This window comes from Enterobacter sp. MEB024, from assembly GCF_030209635.1.
Taxonomy (GTDB): Bacteria; Pseudomonadota; Gammaproteobacteria; order Enterobacterales; family Enterobacteriaceae; genus Enterobacter; species Enterobacter ludwigii.
On record NZ_JARVRQ010000015.1, the window covers coordinates 166,374 to 188,441 of the forward strand.

Sequence of the window (22,068 nt, forward strand, 5' to 3'; positions counted from 1 at the left end):
GACTTGCCCGTCTTCGTCAATAAAGTTTATGCAAAACGGTGATTAATTACGGCGCTCAAACGCCAGCGCTTTACGCTCGATAAGGCGCATCATCAGCGTCAGCAAACCGTTTACCACCAGATAGACCACGCCCGCGGCACCAAACACCATGACGTCATAGGTGCGTCCGTAGAGCAGCTGCCCGTGGCCCATGACTTCCATCAGCGTGATGGTGTAGGCCAGAGACGTACTCTTGAAAACCAGCACCACTTCGTTGGAGTAGGAGGAGAGCGCACGTTTAAACGCGTACGGCAGCAAAATAGCCAGCGTGTCTTTCTTGCTCATGCCCAGCGCACCACAGGACTGCCATTGCCCTTCCGGGATGGCACGAATAGCCCCGTAGAACAGCTGCGTGGTATAGGCCGCACTGTTCAGCGAAAGGGCAATCAGGGCGCACAGCCATGGCTCAGAAAGCAGGTGCCAGATAACCGGATACTCCTGCAGCGACGGGAACTGGCCCGGGCCGTAGTAAATCAGGAAGATCTGCACCAGCAGCGGTGTACCGGTGAACAAGGTAATGTAGGCTCGCACAATCCATACCAGCACCGGCGTTTTTAGCGTCAGGACGATGGTAAAGATCAACGCCAGGATCAGCGCCACGATGATCGATGCGACGGTCAGCGTCAGGCTGGTGTGCAGCCCTTTCATCAGCTCCGGAAAATATTCAAGCATCAGCCTGGTCTCCGTTCAAAGCGCGTCGCACGCAGGTCAATGCGCTTGAGGATGTACTGACTCACCAGCGTGATCACCAGGTAGATAGCCGCCGCCACGATGTACCAGGTAAACGGCTCCTGGGTACGGGTCGCGATACTTTTGGTTTGCAGCATTAAATCGTTCACGCTGATCAGGCTTACCAGCGCGGTATCTTTCAGCAGCACCAGCCACTGGTTACCCAGCCCGGGCAGCGCATGACGCCACATCTGCGGCATCACCAGACGAAAGAAGATCGCCGATTTCGACAAGCCTAACGCCTGGCCAGACTCCCACTGTCCCTGCGGAACCGCTTTCAGCGCACCGCGCAGGGTTTGCGAAGCATACGCGGAATAGAGCAGAGAGAGGGCAATCACGCCGCACAGGAACGGGCTGACGTCAAAGTTCTCAATCTGCATCTGCACCGGGATCTGCACCACACCCAGATTGAGGGTGAAGCCGTCCGACAGCGTTAACAGCAGCTGCGAGGAGCCAAAATAGATAAACAGGACCACCAGAATTTCAGGCAGCCCGCGCAGCACGGTGACCAGCGCTGAGCCGGCCCATGCGACAGGGAACCATTTTGCTGATTCCCATACCGCAAAGATCATCGCCAGCACAAGGCCGATAATCAGTGCGCAAACGGCAAGGCCGACGGTCATCCCGGCGGCGCTTGCTAAAGGAAAAATTTCATTCATCAGGAATTACTTCTGGAACCATTTTTTGTAGATGGTTTCGTAGGTGCCGTCTTTCTTCACTTTTTCCAGCGCAGCGTTGAATTTCTGCTGCAGCTCAGTGTTGCCCTGACGAACGGCAATACCCAGACCCGTGCCGAAGTAATCCTTGTCGGTCACTTTATCGCCCACTGGTGCCAGTTTATCGTTGGCTTTCAGCCACTCGGTCACCACGGCGGTGTCGCCGAACACCCCATCAATACGGCCGTTCTGCAGATCCAGCTTCGCATTCTGGTAGCTGTCATACGGAACGGTGGTGATTTCCGGGTGTTTATCCATGATGAATTTCTGGTGCGTGGTGCCGTTCTGCACGCCCACTTTCTTGCCTTTCAGCTGATCAACCGACGTGAATTTGCCTTTCTGACCAATAAACAGGGCAGAGTTGTCGTAGTAAGGGGTGGTGAACAGAACCTGTTTTTCGCGCTCAGGGGTGATATCCATTCCGGCCATAACGGCGTCGATACGGCGGAACTTCAGGCTTGGAATCAGGCTGTCGAACGCCTGGTTGCTGAAGGTACAGGTTGCGTCGATCTCTTTACACAGGGCGTTTGCCAGATCCACGTCAAAGCCGACAATTTTATTGTTCGCATCAATGGATTCAAACGGAGGATAAGACGCTTCAGTCGCGAAACGAATCGTCTGGGCTGCGGTAGCGGAAAGGGTGACGCTGGCGAGCAGCGCGGCAAGTAATACTTTTTTCATTATCATTTCCCCTGACACAATCAATGAGATAAATAGTTTTTGAACGCATCGGTTTGCGGGTTTGAGAAGCAGCTCGCATCACCTTGCTCAACGATATACCCGTTTTCCATGTAGACCACGCGGCTGGCCGTTTTGCGCGCCACTTCCACTTCATGGGTTACGATGACCTGAGTAATATGGGTTTCCGCCAGCTCGCGAATGATGCTCACGATCTGGGCGGTAATTTCGGGATCCAGCGCCGCGGTCGGTTCATCAAACAGCAGTACCGCAGGCTCCATCATCAGCGCACGGGCAATCGCCACACGTTGCTGCTGACCACCGGAGAGGTGCAGCGGATAGCGGTCGCTGTAAGGCTTAAGGCGCAGACGCTCCAGCAGCTTATCCGCACGCGCGATCGCCTGATCTTTACTTAAGCCCAGCACGCGGCACGGGGCTTCGATCAGGTTTTGCAGTACGGTCAGATGCGGCCAGAGATTGTATTGCTGGAAGACCATGCCAACGTTTTGACGCAGTTCACGAATCGCTTTATCAGACGGTGTTTTCGCGAAATCAAAATGGTTACCGGCGATAGCCAGCGTACCCGAACGGGGCATTTCAAGCAGATTAAGGACACGCAGAAGGGAGCTTTTACCTGCACCGCTTGGGCCAAGCAAAACCAGCGTTTCGCCTTCCGGGCAGTCCAGCGTGATGTCAAACAGCGCCTGGTGTGCGCCGTAGAAGCAGTTAATGCCGTTTAGTTTAATACTCATCGGGGCAGTCTTTACTCATCCAGGCAATCTATAGCAATTGAGGCCGCAGATAGTACCGTTGACAGAATAGTTATGCAATATTTCTGCGTTAAAAGTTAAATATAACCCGCAATACCCTCTAAACATAGCACAAAATAGCGAACGGCAATGTCGGCGAGTATAAATGTCGGCATTCCGCATGAAATGCCGCACATTTTACGGGGTTAACGCTTTTTAAACGGGTGGCTTAGCGGTTTTCAATCGACTGGCGGAGCGTGCCTGCCGGGGCGTGAACGCTGCCACCGACGTACCTTACGTCGTCCACCGCCCAGCACTGGCCTTCACGGATCATCAGCACTTCATCCTGCCAGGTCTGCGTTCCCTGGGTCAGTTTGACGCGCAGGGGAATGTTTCGCGCATCGGTGTTTGGGATCGTTGAAGCACTGGTGACCTCGGCGCTGTCAGGCAGCGTGGCGCGGCTGGAGAACGGATCGGATTTAAGCAGCGCGTTATGCTGCGGATCGCGGGTGGCGTCGCTCAGCAGTTTCGCCAGGCCGTCACTCAGATACGGTCGCAGGGCGGTAATATCATTGCTGCGGTGCTGTATGCGGTAATCATAGAACGGTTGCGCCACGGTATCCGGGCCGCCCTCAATGCATGGGCCGCTGCGGGTACCAATATCCTTAAAGGCTGGCGTGACCGTGGTGGTGCAGGCGCTGAGCACCAGCGCGCAGGGCACGAAAAGTGTTAAAGCTGAATAGCGCATGTTGATTTCCTTATTTATTAACTATCCTTTCAATCATAGCGTAACGAACCGATAATGCTGTACCTAAGGCATTGAACGCTAAAGAAGGAGAGAAAGTATGCAGTTTTCAACAACGCCTACCCTGGAAGGGCAACCTATTACCGAGTACTGCGGCGTGGTCACCGGCGAAGCCATACTGGGCGCGAACATTTTCCGGGACTTCTTTGCCGGCATTCGCGATATCGTGGGGGGACGTTCTGGCGCGTATGAGAAAGAGCTGCGCAAAGCCCGCGAAATTGCGTTTAAAGAGCTTGGCGAACAGGCCAAGGCGCTGGGTGCAGATGCCGTGGTAGGCATCGATATTGACTACGAAACGGTCGGTAAAGATGCCAGCATGCTGATGGTGAGCGTAAGCGGTACGGCGGTGAAAACCCGTCGATGAAGCGCTCGCTTGCCACACTCCTGCTGGCGCTGTTGCTGGCAGGGTGCGCCACGGAAAAAGGCATTATTGATAAAGGTGCCTATGAGCTGGATACCCGCTATCAGGCCCAGGCGGCTTACCCGCGTATAAAGGTGCTGGTGATCCACTACACCGCCGATGACTTTGACAGCTCGCTGGCGACGTTAACCGACAAGAATGTCAGCTCTCACTACCTGATCCCCGCCAAACCGCCTGCCCCTGAGGGCAAACCGCGTATCTGGCAGCTGGTACCGGAGAGCGAACTGGCATGGCATGCCGGCATCAGCTTCTGGCGCGGCACCAACCGTATTAATGACACCTCCGTGGGGATTGAGCTGGAAAACCGGGGCTGGCAAAAAACGGTGGGAGTAAAACATTTCACCCCGTTCGAGCCGGCGCAAATTGCTGCTCTGATCCCGCTCGCCAAAGACATTATCGCCCGCTACGACATTAAGCCGCAGAACGTCGTCGCGCACTCTGATATTGCCCCCCAGCGTAAAGACGATCCCGGCCCGCTGTTCCCCTGGCGCGAACTGGCGCAGCAGGGAATGGGTGCCTGGCCCGATCCGGACCGCGTCAACTTTTATCTCGATGGGCAGCCACGGTATCAGGAAGTGGACAGCGCACTGCTGCTCGATCTGTTAGCGCGGTATGGCTATGAAGTGCCGGAGGCTGCCACAGCCCAGCAGCAGAAAAGAGTGATTACCGCGTTTCAAATGCACTTCCGTCCACAGCTGTGGAATGGTGTGGCTGACCGTGAAACGCTGGCTATTGCTGAAGCGCTTCTGGAAAAGTACGGACAGGGGTGATCCTGCGGGATACCCCCTCGTAAGTTTTTTTCGCGTAATTTAAGTAAGATTAATCTTAAGTACAAATTCAATTCATTTTTAGTTAATTGACTTAAAATTATCCGGATTTAAGATGGACACATAGCTTGCTAAGTAAAGCAGCAAATTAACGTAAACAATTTCTATTTTTATTTTCTCCTTGAGTGTTTCATCAGGAAAATATTCCTGGGTTGAGGCCTTACGTCTTAATCCTGAGTTTTATATTTCACATCTTAAATTGGGTATAATAATGTTAAGCATCTACGGTAAAAAATTACGTCCGCAAAACGAAGTCAACGCAATTATTTCTGCAACGTCAGGATTTGAAGAGAAGACGTTAAAAAAGTGGCAGAAAATATCTACCAGTGATTCACAGTATATTCATATTATCGTCAGTGGCGACGTTGAGTTCCGCCGCGAATCTGATGAACTGTGCATGTTCACCGTTCAGGGGCCGTGTATATTTGGGCTTTGTTCTATGTTTTACAGCGCCACGCACATGTATGGCCTCATTCGGTCAAATACCGTCGTGCGCTCGATAAAAAAAGAGGCCTTCGCCCAGCTAATGACTGAAAACAATCTGTGGCCGGAACTGACGAAAGTGCTCTCCTGGTATATTTGTATGCTGAGCAAGCGTGACGATGTGCTGGTTGCCCGCAGCGCCTATTCGGTAGTGCGCGAATTTTTATACGAGATTAATGAACTGATTGTTCAGCATCAGCGTGATATCAACATATATGACTATATTCAGGAATACACCAACCTGGCACGCAGTACCATTATTAAAATTCTCTCCGACCTGAAAAAAGGTCAGTATATTGTGGTGGAAAAGGGGCGACTCCTTAACCTGACATCCTTGCCTGAAAAATATTAATTACTCCAGCCGGTCTCCTTTATGACGTAAAGGGGACCGGGAAATATCCTGCGTTTCGTCAACCGGCGTCGCGGGAATTTTGCCTTGCGAATAATCCTGCTCTTGTTCTTTTAACGCCTGCTTAAACAATTCTGTTAATGAGGAACTGTCGCTGCCAGCCCGTGCAGAAGCGTCGGTGTGCGCCCCGGTTCCGGGTAACGTATCCCGCGCGGTATCATGCTGAGCCGCTCCTTCAGGCGCCTGCTGCCAGTCGGTATCATCGCCGTTAATCGGCAGATCTTGCAGGGCAGGCATATCCTCATGCACCGGCGCAGGTTTAGGGTGCGGATGCGGGAAGGGTTTGCTCACATACACATAATGCATATCTGAAAGCTGTGTTTCCGGTCTGGCGCTGCTCGTGTTGATGGGGGCGGGTGCAGGGTGGCGCAGATCCCAATACACATGCGCGTACAACCCGGCCATCAGCATGGCGCACAGACCCAGGAGTCCTAAAACGGTGTGGGCAAAAACGTTTCTCAGTCCGGGAAGGCGATATGAAAACCAGACCGCTTCCCCGGTGGTGTAACTGCGCTGAGCCGCAAGGCTGATAGTAGACATCAGGAATGCTTCTCCTGCATTTTCGCATCCGGTATCGCATGCGAAGCCTGGATCAATACGCTTGGCGTGGTGTTGGTTTCCCGCATTAACTGCATCAATGTCTCTTCGCCGGGAATACCGTCCACATGCAGATGCATTTTTTGCTGGAACGCGCGGGTGCGTTTCATCATCTCCGCAGTCCAGCGCTGAGCGTGGGTTTCAGGTTGAGAAAGGGCCTGGCTCAGCTGCTGATCAAGCCAGGTCATCTCTTTGCCGTCACTGGTTGCGCTGATGGCGTCTTTACCTTCCGGCGTCAGGCGGTGCAGTTGCGTATAGTTTCCGGTTGCATGTTGGTTAAACCAGTTACGACTGACCTGCCAGGTCCGGTTATTCATCAATAAGTCCATCGAGGTTTCTCCGACGCGGGCGACCACCGCATAGTTAAGATGATTGCCGGTTTTGAGCTCGCTCACCCACGGATAACCTTCGCCTGCCAGCGCATCCGGAGAGGCATTTCCCTGCTTACACATCAGGTTTACCTTCACCGCGTTTTGACACAGCGCATCGTCCGCCGAGGCGTCATACCCCCACATCAGATAAAGCTGATGCATCGCGTCCGGCTGATTGACTATTTCCTTGTCGATAACCGGCACGACGGGGGCCTGAACGGGGGCGGCCGGGTGTTTCCAGCTTATCGGGACCGGCAGAGAAACCGGGAGGCGAGCAGTCATTGAGGCGGTAAAATACCAGCCGCAAGCCGCGAACAGCACAGAAGCAAACAGTGAAACCGTTGCCAGACGCTTACCCTGTTTTTTCGCGGGCAGCACCTCTGCGGCCGCCAGGCGTAAATGTCGCGGACTGACCTGGTTTGCGCGTTCGGTCCAGGCCGCGAGCATCGACAGGTGCGCCAGCGCATTCAGTTCACTGATTTTCCCTTTTGTCATTGCGTGCATCTTACGCACGCGCGCCGGGGATAACGGTGAGCTTTCGCCTCCGTGCTCTTCGCACTGCGCCTGCACGTAGCTGAGATATTCACGGCAGGTCAGGGGGCGCAAGGTGTGGTGGGTATGCACATATTCACGCAGATCAGATTGCTGTAGCAGCGCCGCCTGATTTTCCGCGCCCGTCAGCACCACCGATAAATGAAACCCCAGCTCCTGCGCACGGGTGAGCAACATCCCCAGCACCGTCCGGCAGGTCTCTTTCATGGCTTCAGTATGGGAAATGACCAGCACGGTGGCCTGCGTTTTCCCGGCCTGCCACTGCTGCAGCACGGTATCGACCGCCTGAATACGGCTGGCGATTGCTTTCGTGTCCGGGCTGAGCTTGTACAGCAGGCTACTGGCGCTCAGTTTTGGAAACGCGTTGATGGCAAAAACGCGGTTGTCGCTGTTTTTCAGCGCATCGCTGAACTGGCCCAACAGCGAGGTATCGTCGCTAAAGAGCCCGCATAATCCCGCCTGTTGGGTTTTCTCTTTCAGCAGGTTAAAGACGTCCTGATGATAAGGCACCAGAAAATCCCCGGATAAGCGGGTGACCTTCCTGAAGGGCGGGGTTTTAAAAGTAAAGTGGCTCTGATACATAACGACTTACCGTCTCTGATTAGGAATAGCAACAGGTCGTGAAATTACGGTAAGGAGACGGGGCGATCAATTTTTCAACTGGGTAAAAATATCCGGCAGAAATGTCCTAACACCTCGATTTTAGACGGTCAATAATTTTCTTTATTAAAGTTGGTGGCGAAGTCGATGGTCGTATTCACCGCGTCTCATTACTCTCTTCACACGTTTTGTCGCAGTGTGATGCTGCTTATTTTCGCTTTGTTAAAGGCCAGATGAAAAATGAGGTTCTCATTTCTGTCACGGTGGATAACCCCTTGCATGATGTTGGCGCTGTTAATTTTTAGCGGCCAGCAAGGGTATTTCACGTTTAAAGATTATAAAAAGGTTACGAATAGGTTGGCTAACTCTGATGCGCAGCCGCTGAAAAATCGCCGCGAAGAGAAAACATTCACGCTTTTCACGGCTGCAGCACGTCAGGACACTGGGCCGGCTGCGCTAAAAGCCCCGCTGGCGGCGGAAATAGAAGGCATTGTGCGCAGTGATGACCCCTGGCTTTCCTTCGCCGTTATTAAAACGCCCGCGGGCCAGAAGAGCTACCGCGAAGGGGAGCCGCTGACCGGTTTTAACGATGCCTTTATTCAGGAAATTAACAAAGACAGTGTCGTCGTGAATTATGAAGGCATCACGCAGACGCTGGCCTTAAAGAAACCGGATTATTTCAAGGGCGGCGTTGATAGCGGCCCGGTAACCAAATCGACAAAAGATGCAGGCGCAGACACGCTGCATTTGAATGATTATCTGGTATTAAAACCGGTTGTCGAAAAAGGCCAACTGGAAGGCTATGCCATTAATCCCCGGAATGCCTCTTCCTTTTATAGCCATTCAGGACTGAAAAAAGGGGATGTGGCAGTCGAAGTGAATGCTGTCGATATGACCGATGAAGTAAAGGCAAAAAATATTATTGCTGAATGGTCAAAAATGAAAGAAGCGGAGGTTGTCGTCAGACGTCACGCTCACCTTGAAAATATTCGGGTCAATGTTCTTAACAATTAATAAGTGTACAGACATGAAGAAATTTCCATGGGCGTGCGTGGCGCTGACCGCATTGTCGTTATATTCGGGTTCGCTGCTCGCAGCCAACTTTAGCGCGAGTTTTAAAAATACCGATATCCGCGAGTTTATCGATACGGTAGGCCGCAACCTTAACAAAACCATTCTCGTCGATCCGTCGGTTCAGGGCTCCGTATCCGTCAGAACCTACAACGTGCTGACGGAGGATGAGTATTACCAGTTCTTCCTGAGCGTGCTGGATCTCTACGGTCTCTCGGTGATCCCGATGGATAACGGTATGGTTAAAGTGGTGCGCTCAAGCGTGGCTCGTACAGCCGGTGCGCCGCTGGCAGACAGCACAAACCCGGGCAAAGGCGATGAGATTATTACCCGTGTCGTGCGCATGGAAAACGTGCCGGTGCGTGAACTCGCGCCGCTGTTGCGTCAACTGAACGATGCTACCGGCATCGGCAACGTGGTGCACTTCGAGCCTTCCAACGTGCTGCTGTTAACCGGTAAAGCGTCCGTGGTGAACCGGCTGGTGGATCTGGTCCAGCGCGTGGATAAAGACGGTGTACAGCGTCGCGAAATCGTCCCCCTGCGCTTTGCTTCCGCCAAAGCGCTCTCCGACATGTTGAATAATCTCAACAACGAAGAGCAGAAAGGGCAGAACGCGCCGCAGTTGGCCACCAAAGTGGTGGCGGATGACGAAACCAACAGCCTGGTGATCAGCGGTTCGGAAGATGCGCGCACGCGTACCCGCAGCCTGATCCATGAGTTAGATCGCGAGCAGAACAACGAGGGGAATACCCGCGTCTTCTATCTCAAGTACGCCAGCGCCACCAAAGTGGTTCCGGTGCTCACCGGTATTGGCGAACAGCTGAAAGACAAAGCCGGCACCGCGAAGGCGAAAACGGCCACCGCGGCAACCGATCTGAATATTACCGCCGACGAGTCAACCAACTCGCTGGTGATCACCGCGCAGCCTAACGTGATGAACTCCCTTGAGAAGGTGATCGACAAGCTCGACATCCGCCGTCCGCAGGTGCTGGTGGAAGCCATCATTGCTGAAGTGCAGGACGGCAACGGTCTGGATCTCGGCGTGCAGTGGACCGGCAAGCACGGTGGCGTCCAGTTCGGCTCCACCGGCCTGCCCATTAGTCAGATAAAAAATGGCACCATCAAGGGCGCCAGCTTTACTGGCCTGGCGACCGGCTTCTTTAACGGTGATTTCGGTGCGCTGATGACCGCGCTCTCAACTGACGGCAAAAACGACATCCTTTCCACGCCAAGCGTGGTCACGCTGGATAACAAAGAGGCGTCATTCAATGTCGGTCAGGACGTGCCGGTGCTTTCCGGTTCGCAGACCACCAGTGGCGATAATGTCTTTAACTCCGTAGAGCGCAAGACGGTGGGGACCAAACTGAAAATTGTGCCGCAAATCAACGACGGCGACATGATCCACCTGAAGATTGAGCAGGAAGTCTCAAGCGTCGACAACAGCGCAACGGAAGACGCCAGCCTTGGCCCAACCTTTAATACCCGAACCATCAATAACGAAGTGATGGTGCACAGTGGGCAAACGGTGGTACTCGGTGGCCTGATGGAGAATGTCACTAAGCAGTCGGTCTCCAAAGTGCCGCTGCTGGGGGATATTCCACTGGTCGGGCAGCTTTTCCGCTACACCTCGCAGGACGCGTCCAAACGCAACCTGATGGTCTTTATTCATACCACCGTGCTGCGTGACGACGACAACTACAGCGCGGCGTCGAAAGAGAAATATGACCAGATCCGCGCCCGCCAGCAGCAGCGCGTTGAGGAGAAAAAGCTCGGGATCATTGAACCGGCGGATAACGCCGTGTTACCCGCGTTCCCTGCTGCGAGTGCTGCAACGGTGAAAACCAGCGCGTCCCGCAATCCGTTTAAAGAATAAGGCGGAGGTATCACGTGGACGAACTGAGCAAAACCCTGTGTAGCAGCGGCTACGCAAAAGATAACGGCGTTTTATTTTATCACGATGCGGTCTATATCCGTGATGACACCCCGGCACTCGCGCTGCTGGAAGTGCGTCGGGTGCTGGGACGCGCGTTTGTCCCGGTCACCCTGACGGCGGAAGCCTTCGATGAAATGCTGGCCAGGATCTGGCAGCAGAGCAGCGGGGTGTCCCAGCAACTGGTGGACGATATGGACGCCGATATCGATCTGATGGCGTTAACCGAGGAGATCCCGGATAACGAAGATCTGCTCGATAACGATGAAAACTCGCCGGTGATCCGCCTGATCAACGCCATTCTCGGCGAGGCGGTAAAAGAGGGCGCGTCGGATATTCATATTGAAACCTTCGAGCGTACGCTGAGCATTCGCTTTCGCGTCGACGGCGTGCTGCGTCCGGTGTTGCAGCCCGCGCGTAAGCTCGCGCCGCTGCTGGTTTCGCGTATCAAGGTGATGTCCCGGCTGGATATCGCGGAGAAACGTCTGCCGCAGGATGGCCGTATTTCCCTGCGCATTGGCCGTAAGGCGGTCGACGTGCGCGTATCGACCATTCCGTCCCAGTATGGTGAACGCGTGGTCATGCGTCTGCTCGATAAAAGCAATCTCAAGCCTGATATCAACAAGCTTGGGCTGATTGATGAAGAACGGGAGAAGTTACAAGGGCTGATTGACCGCCCGCACGGCATTATCCTGGTCACCGGGCCAACGGGTTCCGGTAAAAGTACCACCCTGTACGCGATTCTTTCGGCGCTGAACGGCCATGAGCGCAACATCCTGACCGTAGAAGATCCTATTGAATACGAGCTGGAAGGGGTGGGGCAGACGCAGGTTAACCCGCGCGTGGACATGACCTTTGCCCGCGGGCTGCGCGCGATTCTGCGCCAGGACCCGGACGTGGTGATGATCGGCGAAATCCGTGACGCCGAGACGGCACAAATTGCGGTGCAGGCGTCGCTCACCGGTCACCTGGTCATGTCTACGCTGCACACCAACAGCGCCGCCGGGGCGATAACCCGCCTGCGGGATATGGGGCTGGAGTCATTTTTAATCGGTTCATCGTTACTGGGGGTCATTGCCCAGCGTCTGGTGCGTCGGCTGTGTCCGCACTGCCGTACCACCAGTCCGCTGGATGACAATGAAAAGGCGCTGTTCAGCTTTATGGACCAGCCGCCACACGCGATCTATCGCGCGGTGGGGTGCGAACACTGCCGCCAGAGCGGCTATCAGGGGCGCGCCGGTATTCATGAATTTCTGGTGGTCGACAGCACCCTGCGCCGCGCCATTCATGAAGATAAAGACGAAATGGCCATCGAAACCGAGCTCTTTAAGCAGGCCTACAGCCTGCGTGAGAACGGGCTGCTGAAGGTGATCGGCGGCGTCACTTCGCTGGAAGAGGTGATGCGCGTCACCGCCGAGCGCGGAGGAGATGCGTAATGGCCTTCTACGCCTGGACGGCGAGGGATACCGCGGGCAAAACCCGGCGTGGCACGTTGCAGGCTGAGGGGCAAAAGCAGGTTCGCCAGATGTTGCGCGAGCAAAAGCTGATGCCCGTCAGTATCAACGAAACCCGTGAGGTTGCGGCTGCCGGTAATGCGAACGCCGGGGCAAAACTCTCCACGCCGGTGCTGTCGATGTTTACCCGTCAGCTGTCGACGCTTGTCAACGCTGCGCTGCCGCTGGAGAGCGCGCTGAAGGCAATCGCGAAACAGACGGAGGACAAAAAGCTCGCGGCGATGGTGGTGGACATCCGCGAGAAGGTAGTGGAAGGGCATACGCTGTTTGACGCTTTCAGCCAGTTTCCGCGCAGCTTCGACAAGCTCTACTGCACGCTGGTAATGGCCGGTGAAAAGACCGGCCATCTGGGCGACGTGCTGGAAAAGCTGGCCGAGTACAACGAGCAGCGTCAGAAGATGAAAAGCAAACTGACGCAGGCGATGGTCTACCCGATCACCCTGACCGTGGTGGCCATCGCGGTGATCGGCATTCTGCTGGTGGCGGTTGTGCCCCAGGTGATTGAGCAGTTCACCCATATGAAACAGCAGCTGCCGATCACCACCCGCACGCTGATCGCGGTGAGTGATTTCCTGCAGGTTTACGGCCTCTATATCGTCGGCAGCCTGGCTGGCGGGATGATGGGTTTTAAGGCCTGGCTTCGAAACGCTAAAAATCGTTTTCGCTGGCACGGCTGGCTGGTGAACGGTTCGCCCGTCAAAAAGCTGGTCTGCGCCATCAACAGCGCCCGCTATATCCGTACCCTGAGCATTTTGCAGGCCAGTAGCGTGCCGCTGCTGGAGGGGATGTATATCGCGATGGACGGGATCGAAAACCGGTATGCCCGGCAGGTGCTGGAGCAGGCGGCGGATACCGTGCGCCAGGGGGCATCGCTTTATGCGGCTCTGGAGCAGGCGAAATTATTCCCGCCGACCATGTTGTATATGATTGCCTCCGGGGAAGAGAGTGGGGAATTAGGCCATTTAATGGACCGCGCGGCGGAAAACCAGGAATCGGCATTACAGCATCGTATTACGTTAACGCTGTCGGTATTTGAACCGGCACTGGTGGTATCTATGGCGACGATTGTTTTATTCATCGTCCTGTCAATATTACAACCGCTTCTGCAACTTAATAATATGGTAGGTTAAATCATGGCTATAAAACGTAAACACCTGGCTCGCCAGGCGGGCTTCACCTTGCTCGAATTAATGGTGGTTATTGTTATTCTCGGCGTACTCGCGAGTATGGTGGTACCCAATTTAATGGGCAATAAAGAAAAAGCGGATACCCAAAAAGCGACCAGCGATATCGTCGCGCTCGAAGGCTCGCTGGATATGTATAAGCTGGATAATCACCGCTATCCCACCACCGAACAGGGCTTGCAGGCGCTGGTCACGAAGCCAGAGATTGCGCCCATTCCCAACGGCTACCGTGCGGACGGTTATATCCGCCGCCTGCCGCAGGACCCGTGGGGCGGGGATTATATTCTGGTCAGCCCGGGTGAACACGGTGCCGTAGACGTTTTCTCCGCCGGTCCGGATGGCGAAGCCAATACCGCCGATGATATTACAAACTGGTCTCTGGATAAGAAAGAGAAATAATGAAACGTCAACGCGGCTTTACGTTGCTGGAAATTATTCTGGCGCTGGTGATATTTGCCAGTTGCGCCATGATGGTGGTTTCAACAATACCCTCACGCAGCGGTGCGGATATATTTGGTCAGCAATTAAAAGCCCTCGTTGATTATGGTTCAGACCGGGCAGTGATGGACGGAAATATCGTGGGGTTGGTTATGACCGCGGATAAATATCGGCTGGTGACGCTCGAGGATAAAAACGGTGAACGTCACTGGGTGTCGTTATCCGCGGGGCGGATAACGACCCGGGGTGATTTCCCGCCGGAGATGCACGTCTCGCTCACGCCGCAGCGTCTCGCCGCCACGGTGACATCCGAACCGCAGGTGTTATTTCTGCCGGACGGTGAAATCAGCCGCTTTACGCTGGCGCTGCAAAGCCGCGACAACGCGCACCATTTCCGCGTGGTGTCGCAAGGCGCGGCCCCTGTAACGGTAGAAAACGATGGCTAACGGCAAGAGAAAGCAAAAGGGGATGACGCTGCTGGAGGTGATGGTCGCGCTGGCCATCTTCTCCACCGCCGCACTGGCGCTGATGAACTCGGTCTCCCTGAACGTGCGTTTCACCCACGGGCTGGCCGATACATTGCAGGCCAGCTGGGTCGCCGAAAATCAACTGGCGGAGGCGCAGCTCAACAGACGTGATTTTCCTGACGCTGAAGCGCAGGGGGCAGAGGTCATGGGCGGGCGCAGCTGGGCCTGGCGAAAGCAGCGCGTAAAAACCGCGGCTAACGGCTGGGCGAATGCCATCCGCGTCTATGCCGAAGGCGATGAAAGCCAGCCGGTTATTTCACTGCAGGTCATCGCGCCGGGAGAGGAACCGTGAAGAAAATCCGACGCCAGCGGGGATTTACCTTGCTGGAGATCATGATTGCGCTGACCATTTTTGCGGTGATCAGCACCCTGGCCTGGCAAATCCTCGACGGGGCGATGCGCACCAGTTCGGCGACGGAGGCCAGCGCGGCAAAGCTCAATCAGCTTCAGCGTGCCTGGAGCCTGATGGAGCGCGATTTCTATCAGCTTCAGGCGCGTGCGCCGCGCAATGAGCCGGATACATTTCGTCAGGGGGATGACGGCCTTGAGCTGACCACGCTGAACGGCGTGAGCGGAACCGTACAGCTGGAGCGCGTGCGCTGGCGGCTGGAAGAGGGGCGACTGTACCGGGATGTCTGGCCGGTGATTGACAGCCCGGCGGGTGCCAGACCCGATGCGGTGCCGATTGTCGGCGAGGTGAAATCTCTGCAGTGGCGTTTTTACCGTCAGGGCTGGCAAAAAAGCTGGAACGACCCGGCACATCTGCCGGATGGCGTCGAGCTGACGCTGACGATGGAAAACGGGGAAACCTGGCGCTGGGTGTTTACGACGCCGGGCGATATCCCCGAGGCCGCCGCGCCAGCGCCCGCAGACGCACCTGCCGCGCCACCTGCAGCGGAAGCGACATCATGAAGGCTTTACGTAAACAGAAAGGCGTCGCGCTGCTGGTGGTACTGATCCTGCTGGTCATGATGTCGGCGCTGGCTGCCAGAATCAGCCAGCAGTTCTGCCGCAATCTGCAGAAAACCCATTACCAGGTGAGTCAGCAGCAGCTGCGCTGGGCCATGCAGGCTCAGGAGAAGGTGGTCAAAGATCGTCTGCAGAGCGACGCCAGCGGTGAGAGTAAAGCCCTTACCCTGCAGGGTGACTGGCATCAGCCGCTGGAGACCCGGGGTGACGATTACACGGTGGTCAGTCAGGTAGAAGACGCCCAGGACTGCTTCAACGTGAATAACCTGCTGGCGGCCGATGACATCGCGCAGGGGCAAAATGCGCCCGCGGTGCCGGAAAAACCGCGGAAAGAGCAGATTGTTGAGCAACTCCTGACCGGGAGTGGCCTCAGCCAGTCCACGGCGCACGAGGTTTACTCGCAGCTGGTGGACTATCTGGATGGCGATACCACCACGGCCAGCAAGGGGGCGGAGGGCGATGCCTGGGCGGGCGTGGTGCCCCCCCGGCAGCCCGCAAACCAGATGATGCGCACGATCGCTGAGATCACGCTGCTGCCGGCATTTCCGGCAACGGCATACCGGAAGGTGAGCACGCTGCTGTGTGCCTTACCGGATACCGCCAGCAAGGTGGATGTGAACACCCTGAAACCGGAACAGGCCGCCTTACTGGCCGCCATGTTCCCCGGAAAAATAACGCAAGACGATGCCGTTCGCCTGATTGAATCGCGACCTGAAACCGGCTGGGAAAATATGGAAACCTTCAGCAACGCGCTGGAGCAGGCCTTCCCGCAGGTGAAAGACGACCTTCCGCAGGTGGCCGGACAACTCTCCACCCAAAGCCGGTACTTCCGCGTTAACTATACCGGCAACACCGATGCGCTAACGCTTCGCGTGGTAAGCCAGCTTCAGGTCAATAACGAAGCCGGTGAGATCGTGACGTGGCAACGTCGTTACCGAATGATTGAATAAGAAAAGCAGATGGCTATGAAACAGGTACTTTTTGTTCGTCCCGACAGCCGTGAGGGCGGGAAAATAATGTGGTGTGCTTCCGGCAGCCAGCAGGTTGACGTTGTGGAGCGCCTTGACGCGCTGGCAGACCATCCTCTCGCGGCCCGGGTCTGTTTACTGTTGCCCGCGGGCAACATGATCTTCCGCCATTTTACGTTGCCGAAAAAAGTTGCCTCTCAGACGGCGGCGTTCTCGTGGCTGGCGGAAGAGACGCTCATTGGCGAGGTGGATAACCTTCACTGGACGGTGCTTCACAAAAAGGGGGCCGACGTTGACGCGGTGGCGATTGATACCGATCTTCTGCGCGGGTGGTTAGCCCGTTGCCAGGAGGCCGGTTTGAAGGTGATTCAGGTGCTGCCGGATGCCTGGCTGCTGCCGGTGACGGCAGGAGGAAGCACGCTGGTTGCCCTGGATGACCGCTACTGGCTGCGCCTGTCGCCCCATGTCGCCAGCGAAATGGAGGCCAGCCTGCTGCCGCTGCTGATGCAAAAAACCCCAGACGGTGACGTGTGCTGTTACGGCGAACCGCCAGCCGGTGTCGGGGTGGATCTTCTGCAACCGTGGCAGCATCCGCTGGTGCTGATCCAGCCACAGTGGCAATCCTGTCGGGTCACCCTCCTGCACGGTGAATTCAGCCCGAAGGCAGGAAAAGGCAGCGCGTCTAAAGGAATAAAAATCGCGATGGCGGCGGCGGGCCTGCTGTCTCTCGGGCTGTTGCTGGGCCCGCGGATCGCGATGGCCTGGATGCTGGTACAGCAGGAAAATCGGGTTCAGCAGGAGATCGTTCAGGTTTATCAGCACCATTTTCCCAGCATGCGCCAGCAGACCAATATCAAATACCACTTTGGTCAAAACATGAAAAAGCAGCACAAAGGGATATTCCTGCAGCTGGATGATCTTGAGAAAGCCAGACTGGCCGTACCCGCACTTGAGATCTCCCTGCTTGAGTACGATGCGCAACAAAATGCGCTGACCCTGAGCGTCAGTGCGCAAAGCCAGGCCGCGCTGCAGTCGTTTGTGGAGAAAACAGGGGAGCATTTTGATTTCACCCTACAGCCTGTTTCGACCACTGCACCTTATACCGCCATGATCGCAGGGAAATATAAATGAAAGAGCGAATCACGAAGCTTACGTCGCGTTATCAACAATACAGCATCCGGGAGAAATATATTTTAAAAACCGGTGCCGTTGCCCTCCTGGCCGCGGCTGTTTATTACGCGGGCATGATGCCACTGGATAATATGATTCAAAATAGCAAATCAACGCTGACCCGACAAAAAGAGACGCTGAACTGGATGCGCAGAGAAATAGATAAACACCACCTTCCGGTGATGATCATTAAAACGGATAACCCGCGCACGGTGGTGGAGAACAGCGCTCATGAAATTAACCTTTCCCTGACGGAGGTGCGTCAGGACGGGCAAACCTTATCGTTCGTGGTGAACCGCGTAAATGTGTATGAATTAAAAAACTGGCTGCGGGAAATCAACCAGACCTCCGGCGTCAGGCTGCAAAAAATGAACCTTACGCCGGTCGATCACCTCAGTGATGTGAAAGCAGAAGTGCAGCTCACCTGGCGCAAAACCGCATGAACACCGTTGCGCTGATGCGGGAAATCTACCCGGTGGGGTTCCCGGTGATGAGTGCGATCCTGGGCAGCATGGTGGGCAGTTTTCTGGGGGTTGTCGCCGAGCGCGTGCCGGGCATGGTGATGGAGGAGGAAGGCACGGGCAACTTGCTGTTTCCGGCCTCTCACTGCCCGGTGTGCCAGCATGATCTCGCGGCCTGGGAGAATATCCCGCTGGTCAGCTGGCTAGTATTGCGCGGGCGCTGCAGGCAGTGCGGCACGGCCATCCCGCTGCGCTTATTGATGCTCGAACTCGTCACCGCGCTCTTTTTTGGCCTCACCGCCTTGTGCATTCCGGGCGAACCGGCGTTGTTCTCACTGTGGTTGCTGGCCGCGTTTCTGCTGCCGCTGGCGATGATTGACTGGCAGCATCAGTTGCTCCCTGACTGTCTGACCCAGCCGTTGCTGTGGGCAGGACTGTTGTTACACCTCGTTGACCACACGCTGCCGCTTAAGGATGCGCTGGTCGGGGCGGTGGCTGGCTACCTTTCGCTCTGGTCTCTTTACTGGGTATTTCGTCTGCTTACCGGACGAGAAGGATTAGGCTATGGCGATTTTAAACTTCTGGCGGCGTTAGGCGCCTGGTGCGGCTGGCAGGCACTGCCCACCCTGGAATTGATTGCCGCGTTAAGCGGTATTGTCGGATATTTCGCGACAAGACATGCGAATAAAAATAACCGCATTATTTCTTTCGGTCCTTATTTAGCTTTTGCCGGCATGACGGTTTTTGTTTATCAGGTTGCCTGTTCCACATTCTGAATACACCGGTCAAGTTTTTTTAGTGATTTTTTCGATTGGGGAATGAAAGGAATACAGTATTTATTCAGCGTATCGTTAAAGACATAAGCTTCACAGAATTCGAGCTTGTATCTTTTAATGGAGGAATACAGCGCGCCACAGAAATAGCGGTTAACGATTATTGCTTAAGTTGAAATTCAAAGTCTGTAAAAAACTATTCCATGTTTTAAAGGAAGACATGGGTCATTAACGTTTACAAATAAATTTATCAGGAAATAAAAATGAAATTTATGAAGCCTAAATATCTGGCGCTTTTCGTTGCAGCGGCGTCCAGCTCTGCCTTCGCGGCGGCGCCAGGTACGCCAACCCTCAGCAGTGGCAATGATAAGTTTGCGATTGTTGAAGTTGACCAGGCAGCGCAAGACTATAACAGCCTTGTGAAAGTCCATGATGGCGCGGATGTGAAAGTTGAGTGGAACGTCTGGAGCGGCGATGCGCCAACCTCGGCAAAAGTGCTTCTGGATGGTCAGGCCGTGTGGAGTGGCGCCGCAAGCGCCTCCGGGTCAGCCACCTTCAAAGTGAAAAAGGGCGGACGCTATCAGGAGCAGGTTGAACTCTGTAACGCCAGCGGGTGTTCTAAAAGTGCCAGCAAACTGATCATCGTGGCGGACACGGACGGGAGCCATCTGCTGCCGCTGAACACCACCCTGAAGGAAAATAACAAAACTTTCTCTAAACATACGGACAAAGTGGTGGGTGCCTATTTCCCTGAGTGGGGCGTCTATGGGCGTGAGTTCCCGGTGGATAAAATCCCTGCGGCGAACCTGAACCACATTTTGTACGGTTTCATTCCGATCTGTGGCGGTGATGGCATCAACGACGGATTAAAAACGGTTGAGAACGGCAACAGCTTCGCCGCGCTGCAGCGCGCCTGTGCGGGCCGTCAGGATTACACCGTGGCCATTCACGATCCGTGGGCGGCATTGCAAAAACCGCAGGCCGGCGTGACCAACTGGGACGACCCCTACAAAGGTAACTTTGGTCAGTTGATGGCGCTGAAAAAAGCCCATCCGGATCTGAAAGTGCTGCCTTCCATTGGCGGCTGGACGATGTCCGATCCATTCTTCCAGATGCATGATTCCGCGATCCGCGCGCGCTTCGTCTCTTCCGTGAAAGAGTTCCTGAAAACCTGGAAATTCTTCGACGGGGTCGATATTGACTGGGAATTCCCGGGGGGTGGTGGCGTGTCGGAAAATCTTGGCAACCCTGCTCAGGACAAAGCCACCTATACCGCGGTGATGCACGATCTGCGCGCGATGCTGAACGAGCTGTCAGCAGAAACGGGCCGTACGTACGAACTGACCACCGCCATTGGTTCCGGTAAAGACAAAATTGAAGACGTGGATTACACCACGGCGCAGCAGTACCTCGACCACATCTTCCTGATGAGCTACGACTTCTACGGCGGCTGGAGCAACACTGATCTCGGCCACCAGGCGGCGTTGCACGGCGCGGAGTGGAAACCGGACACCAACTACACCACTGAAAACGGCGTGAACGCGCTGCTGGAGCAGGGCGTGCAGCCGGGCAAGATTGTTGTGGGCGCGGGCATGTACGGTCGCGGCTGGACTGGCGTTCATGGCTACACCGGCGACAATCCGTTCACCGGTACGGCAACGGGCGCGGTCAAAGGCACCTGGGAACCGGGCGTGGTTGACTACCGTCAGATTGCGAACGAGTACAAAGGCAAGCCAGGCTGGGAATACAAATACGATGCCGCGGCAGAAGCGCCGTATCTGTTCAATAAAGCCACCGGCGATCTGATTACCTATGAAGACGCGCGTTCTACCACGGCAAAAGGTAAGTATGTGCTGGCGAAAAACCTGGGCGGTCTGTTCTCCTGGTCCATCGACTCGGACAATGGCGACATCCTCAATGCGATGAACGAAAGCCTGTTGGGCGGCGGTTCAACGCCGGTTGATCCCGTTGTCACCAACCATGCGCCGATCGCTGCGGCTGCCGATCAGACCGTGACCGGGCCTGTTACCGTCACCCTCGATGGCTCTGCGTCTGGCGATCCGGACGGCGACGCCATTACCTATAAGTGGACCCAGATTTCCGGTCCAGCCGTGACCCTTACCAACAGCACGAAAGCCAAAGCCTCCTTCGGCGCGGCGGCAGTGACTCAGAACCAGACGCTCTCCTTCCGCCTGACGGTGAAAGATGCGAAAGGTCTGACGAACGCCATTGACGTTCAGGTCGTGAACAAAGCACCTAAAGCGAACTAGGCACCGGTGGTCAACCCGATGGAAAGCATCACGCTGCAGGCGGGTGAAACCTATGCCCTGCATGCGCAGGCAGCCGATCCGGATGGTGACGCGCTGACCTATGCCTGGAGCGTGCCGGCGGACATGAACGCAACCGGTACTGACACCGCGAACGTGAATATCACCGCACCGGCTGTCGCTTCCGATTCCACCTACACCCTGAGCGTGGTGGTCAGCGACGGTAAAACCAGCGTTCAATCGAACGTGCAGGTTATTGTCACGCCAAAAGCAGCCGATGAGGTCACGCCGCCATCTGACGAGGTGACACCACCAGCCGATGAGGTCACGCCACCTTCTGATGAAGGCTCTGCCACCGGCAGCTGTGATGCACCTGTTGATGCCAATGCCAGCCAGTACCCGGCCTGGAGTGCGAGCAAAATCTACAACAGTGGTGACACCGTGAGCGCCGACAACCTGGTGTGGAAAGCGAAGTACTGGACACAGGGCAATAAACCTGGCTTTGACGCGGATGCGTGGGAGCTGGTCAGCCAGGTGAAAATGAACTGGCGTTCAGATGTGGTTTACAACGGTGGCGATACGACCACCTACCAGGGGTATGTCTACCGTGCGAAATGGTGGACCCGTGGTGATAAACCAGGTAACAGCGATGTATGGGTGAAAGAAGGCGCGTCAGCAGACTGCAAATAACCTTCTTAGCCTGAGGTTGCGGGTTTGATATCGCCTGCAATCGTTGACCACACCCCGTTTCGGGTGTGGTCAACCCCTTCCGGAATAAGACAGCGTGCGCAAGGAGAAGGATCGTCAGTAAATAAACAGG

General features: G+C 55.3%; 22 protein-coding genes and 1 pseudogene. 16 read left to right on the plus strand and 7 right to left on the minus strand.

Annotated features, from left to right (window positions below; genetic code table 11):
* Positions 1 to 42: 42 nt before the first annotated feature.
* The 5 genes from artM to QRN24_RS20645 form a co-directional block, all read right to left on the minus strand.
* The gene (artM, locus tag QRN24_RS20625; protein WP_014169321.1) at positions 43 to 711 is read right to left on the minus strand and encodes an arginine ABC transporter permease ArtM; all 669 of its coding nucleotides are present in this window, start codon (positions 709 to 711) and stop codon (positions 43 to 45) included.
* On the minus strand, positions 711 to 1,427 hold the full coding sequence (artQ, locus tag QRN24_RS20630) for an arginine ABC transporter permease ArtQ (protein ID WP_014169322.1): 717 nt from the start codon (positions 1,425 to 1,427) through the stop codon (positions 711 to 713). The genes artM and artQ overlap by 1 nt, the downstream gene beginning before the upstream one ends.
* A 6-nt stretch (positions 1,428 to 1,433) precedes the next feature.
* Entirely contained in the window at positions 1,434 to 2,165 is a 732-nt protein-coding gene (artI, locus tag QRN24_RS20635; RefSeq protein ID WP_020884864.1) for an arginine ABC transporter substrate-binding protein ArtI, read from the minus strand.
* 20 nt (positions 2,166 to 2,185) lie between these two features.
* The gene (artP, locus tag QRN24_RS20640; RefSeq protein WP_014169324.1) at positions 2,186 to 2,914 is read right to left on the minus strand and encodes an arginine ABC transporter ATP-binding protein ArtP; all 729 of its coding nucleotides are present in this window, start codon (positions 2,912 to 2,914) and stop codon (positions 2,186 to 2,188) included.
* A gap of 226 nt (positions 2,915 to 3,140) precedes the next feature.
* Entirely contained in the window at positions 3,141 to 3,659 is a 519-nt protein-coding gene (locus tag QRN24_RS20645) for a lipoprotein (protein ID WP_284943027.1), read from the minus strand.
* A gap of 97 nt (positions 3,660 to 3,756) precedes the next feature.
* Between QRN24_RS20645 and QRN24_RS20650 the strand changes: the two genes are divergently transcribed.
* From QRN24_RS20650 to QRN24_RS20660, 3 genes are all read left to right on the plus strand, one after another.
* Entirely contained in the window at positions 3,757 to 4,080 is a 324-nt protein-coding gene (locus QRN24_RS20650) for a heavy metal-binding domain-containing protein (protein ID WP_006174327.1), read from the plus strand.
* Positions 4,077 to 4,907, plus strand: a complete 831-nt coding sequence (locus QRN24_RS20655) for an N-acetylmuramoyl-L-alanine amidase (protein ID WP_284943028.1) — start codon at positions 4,077 to 4,079, stop codon at positions 4,905 to 4,907. Before QRN24_RS20650 ends, QRN24_RS20655 begins: the two co-directional genes overlap by 4 nt.
* Positions 4,908 to 5,175: 268 nt before the next feature.
* Positions 5,176 to 5,799, plus strand: coding sequence for a helix-turn-helix domain-containing protein (locus QRN24_RS20660; RefSeq protein WP_032677768.1), 624 nt, complete (start codon positions 5,176 to 5,178; stop codon positions 5,797 to 5,799).
* Here the strand turns inward: QRN24_RS20660 and QRN24_RS20665 are convergent, their stop codons facing one another.
* Positions 5,800 to 6,396: a type II secretion system protein GspB, cryptic system variant gene (locus tag QRN24_RS20665; RefSeq protein WP_063925218.1), complete on the minus strand. Its 597-nt coding sequence runs from the start codon at positions 6,394 to 6,396 to the stop codon at positions 5,800 to 5,802.
* Positions 6,396 to 7,958, minus strand: a complete 1,563-nt coding sequence (locus QRN24_RS20670; protein ID WP_284943029.1) for an ExeA family protein — start codon at positions 7,956 to 7,958, stop codon at positions 6,396 to 6,398. Before QRN24_RS20670 ends, QRN24_RS20665 begins: the two co-directional genes overlap by 1 nt.
* A gap of 300 nt (positions 7,959 to 8,258) precedes the next feature.
* On the opposite strand from QRN24_RS20670, the gene gspC reads away from it, so the two are divergent.
* From gspC to QRN24_RS20735, 13 genes and pseudogenes are all read left to right on the plus strand, one after another.
* The gene (gene gspC, locus QRN24_RS20675) at positions 8,259 to 8,990 is read left to right on the plus strand and encodes a type II secretion system protein GspC (protein ID WP_068794881.1); all 732 of its coding nucleotides are present in this window, start codon (positions 8,259 to 8,261) and stop codon (positions 8,988 to 8,990) included.
* Between the two features lie 13 nt (positions 8,991 to 9,003).
* Positions 9,004 to 10,920, plus strand: coding sequence for a type II secretion system secretin GspD (gene gspD, locus QRN24_RS20680; protein WP_032677771.1), 1,917 nt, complete (start codon positions 9,004 to 9,006; stop codon positions 10,918 to 10,920).
* 14 nt (positions 10,921 to 10,934) lie between these two features.
* Positions 10,935 to 12,413 (plus strand): type II secretion system ATPase GspE, encoded by a 1,479-nt coding sequence (gspE, locus tag QRN24_RS20685; protein WP_014169332.1) that lies wholly within the window; start codon positions 10,935 to 10,937, stop codon positions 12,411 to 12,413.
* Positions 12,413 to 13,621 carry a type II secretion system inner membrane protein GspF gene (gspF, locus tag QRN24_RS20690; RefSeq protein ID WP_014169333.1) on the plus strand — a complete coding sequence of 403 codons (1,209 nt, stop codon included), beginning with the start codon at positions 12,413 to 12,415 and terminating at the stop codon, positions 13,619 to 13,621. Before gspE ends, gspF begins: the two co-directional genes overlap by 1 nt.
* A gap of 3 nt (positions 13,622 to 13,624) precedes the next feature.
* A complete protein-coding gene (gene gspG, locus QRN24_RS20695; protein WP_014169334.1) occupies positions 13,625 to 14,074 on the plus strand; it encodes a type II secretion system major pseudopilin GspG in 450 nt (149 codons plus the stop codon).
* Entirely contained in the window at positions 14,074 to 14,559 is a 486-nt protein-coding gene (gene gspH / locus QRN24_RS20700) for a type II secretion system minor pseudopilin GspH (protein WP_014169335.1), read from the plus strand. The genes gspG and gspH overlap by 1 nt, the downstream gene beginning before the upstream one ends.
* Positions 14,552 to 14,932, plus strand: a complete 381-nt coding sequence (gspI, locus tag QRN24_RS20705; protein WP_121340052.1) for a type II secretion system minor pseudopilin GspI — start codon at positions 14,552 to 14,554, stop codon at positions 14,930 to 14,932. Before gspH ends, gspI begins: the two co-directional genes overlap by 8 nt.
* Positions 14,929 to 15,552 (plus strand): type II secretion system minor pseudopilin GspJ, encoded by a 624-nt coding sequence (gene gspJ, locus QRN24_RS20710; RefSeq protein WP_047355708.1) that lies wholly within the window; start codon positions 14,929 to 14,931, stop codon positions 15,550 to 15,552. Before gspI ends, gspJ begins: the two co-directional genes overlap by 4 nt.
* Positions 15,549 to 16,559, plus strand: coding sequence for a type II secretion system minor pseudopilin GspK (gene gspK / locus QRN24_RS20715; RefSeq protein WP_032681350.1), 1,011 nt, complete (start codon positions 15,549 to 15,551; stop codon positions 16,557 to 16,559). The genes gspJ and gspK overlap by 4 nt, the downstream gene beginning before the upstream one ends.
* 15 nt (positions 16,560 to 16,574) lie before the next feature.
* Positions 16,575 to 17,708 carry a type II secretion system protein GspL gene (gspL, locus tag QRN24_RS20720; protein WP_219372844.1) on the plus strand — a complete coding sequence of 378 codons (1,134 nt, stop codon included), beginning with the start codon at positions 16,575 to 16,577 and terminating at the stop codon, positions 17,706 to 17,708.
* Positions 17,705 to 18,190: a type II secretion system protein M gene (locus tag QRN24_RS20725; protein ID WP_020884851.1), complete on the plus strand. Its 486-nt coding sequence runs from the start codon at positions 17,705 to 17,707 to the stop codon at positions 18,188 to 18,190. Before gspL ends, QRN24_RS20725 begins: the two co-directional genes overlap by 4 nt.
* Entirely contained in the window at positions 18,187 to 18,984 is a 798-nt protein-coding gene (locus tag QRN24_RS20730) for a prepilin peptidase (RefSeq protein WP_219372845.1), read from the plus strand. The genes QRN24_RS20725 and QRN24_RS20730 overlap by 4 nt, the downstream gene beginning before the upstream one ends.
* 260 nt (positions 18,985 to 19,244) lie before the next feature.
* Positions 19,245 to 21,938 (plus strand): annotated as a pseudogene (locus QRN24_RS20735) (glycosyl hydrolase family 18 protein).
* The last annotated feature ends 130 nt before the right edge of the window (positions 21,939 to 22,068 follow it).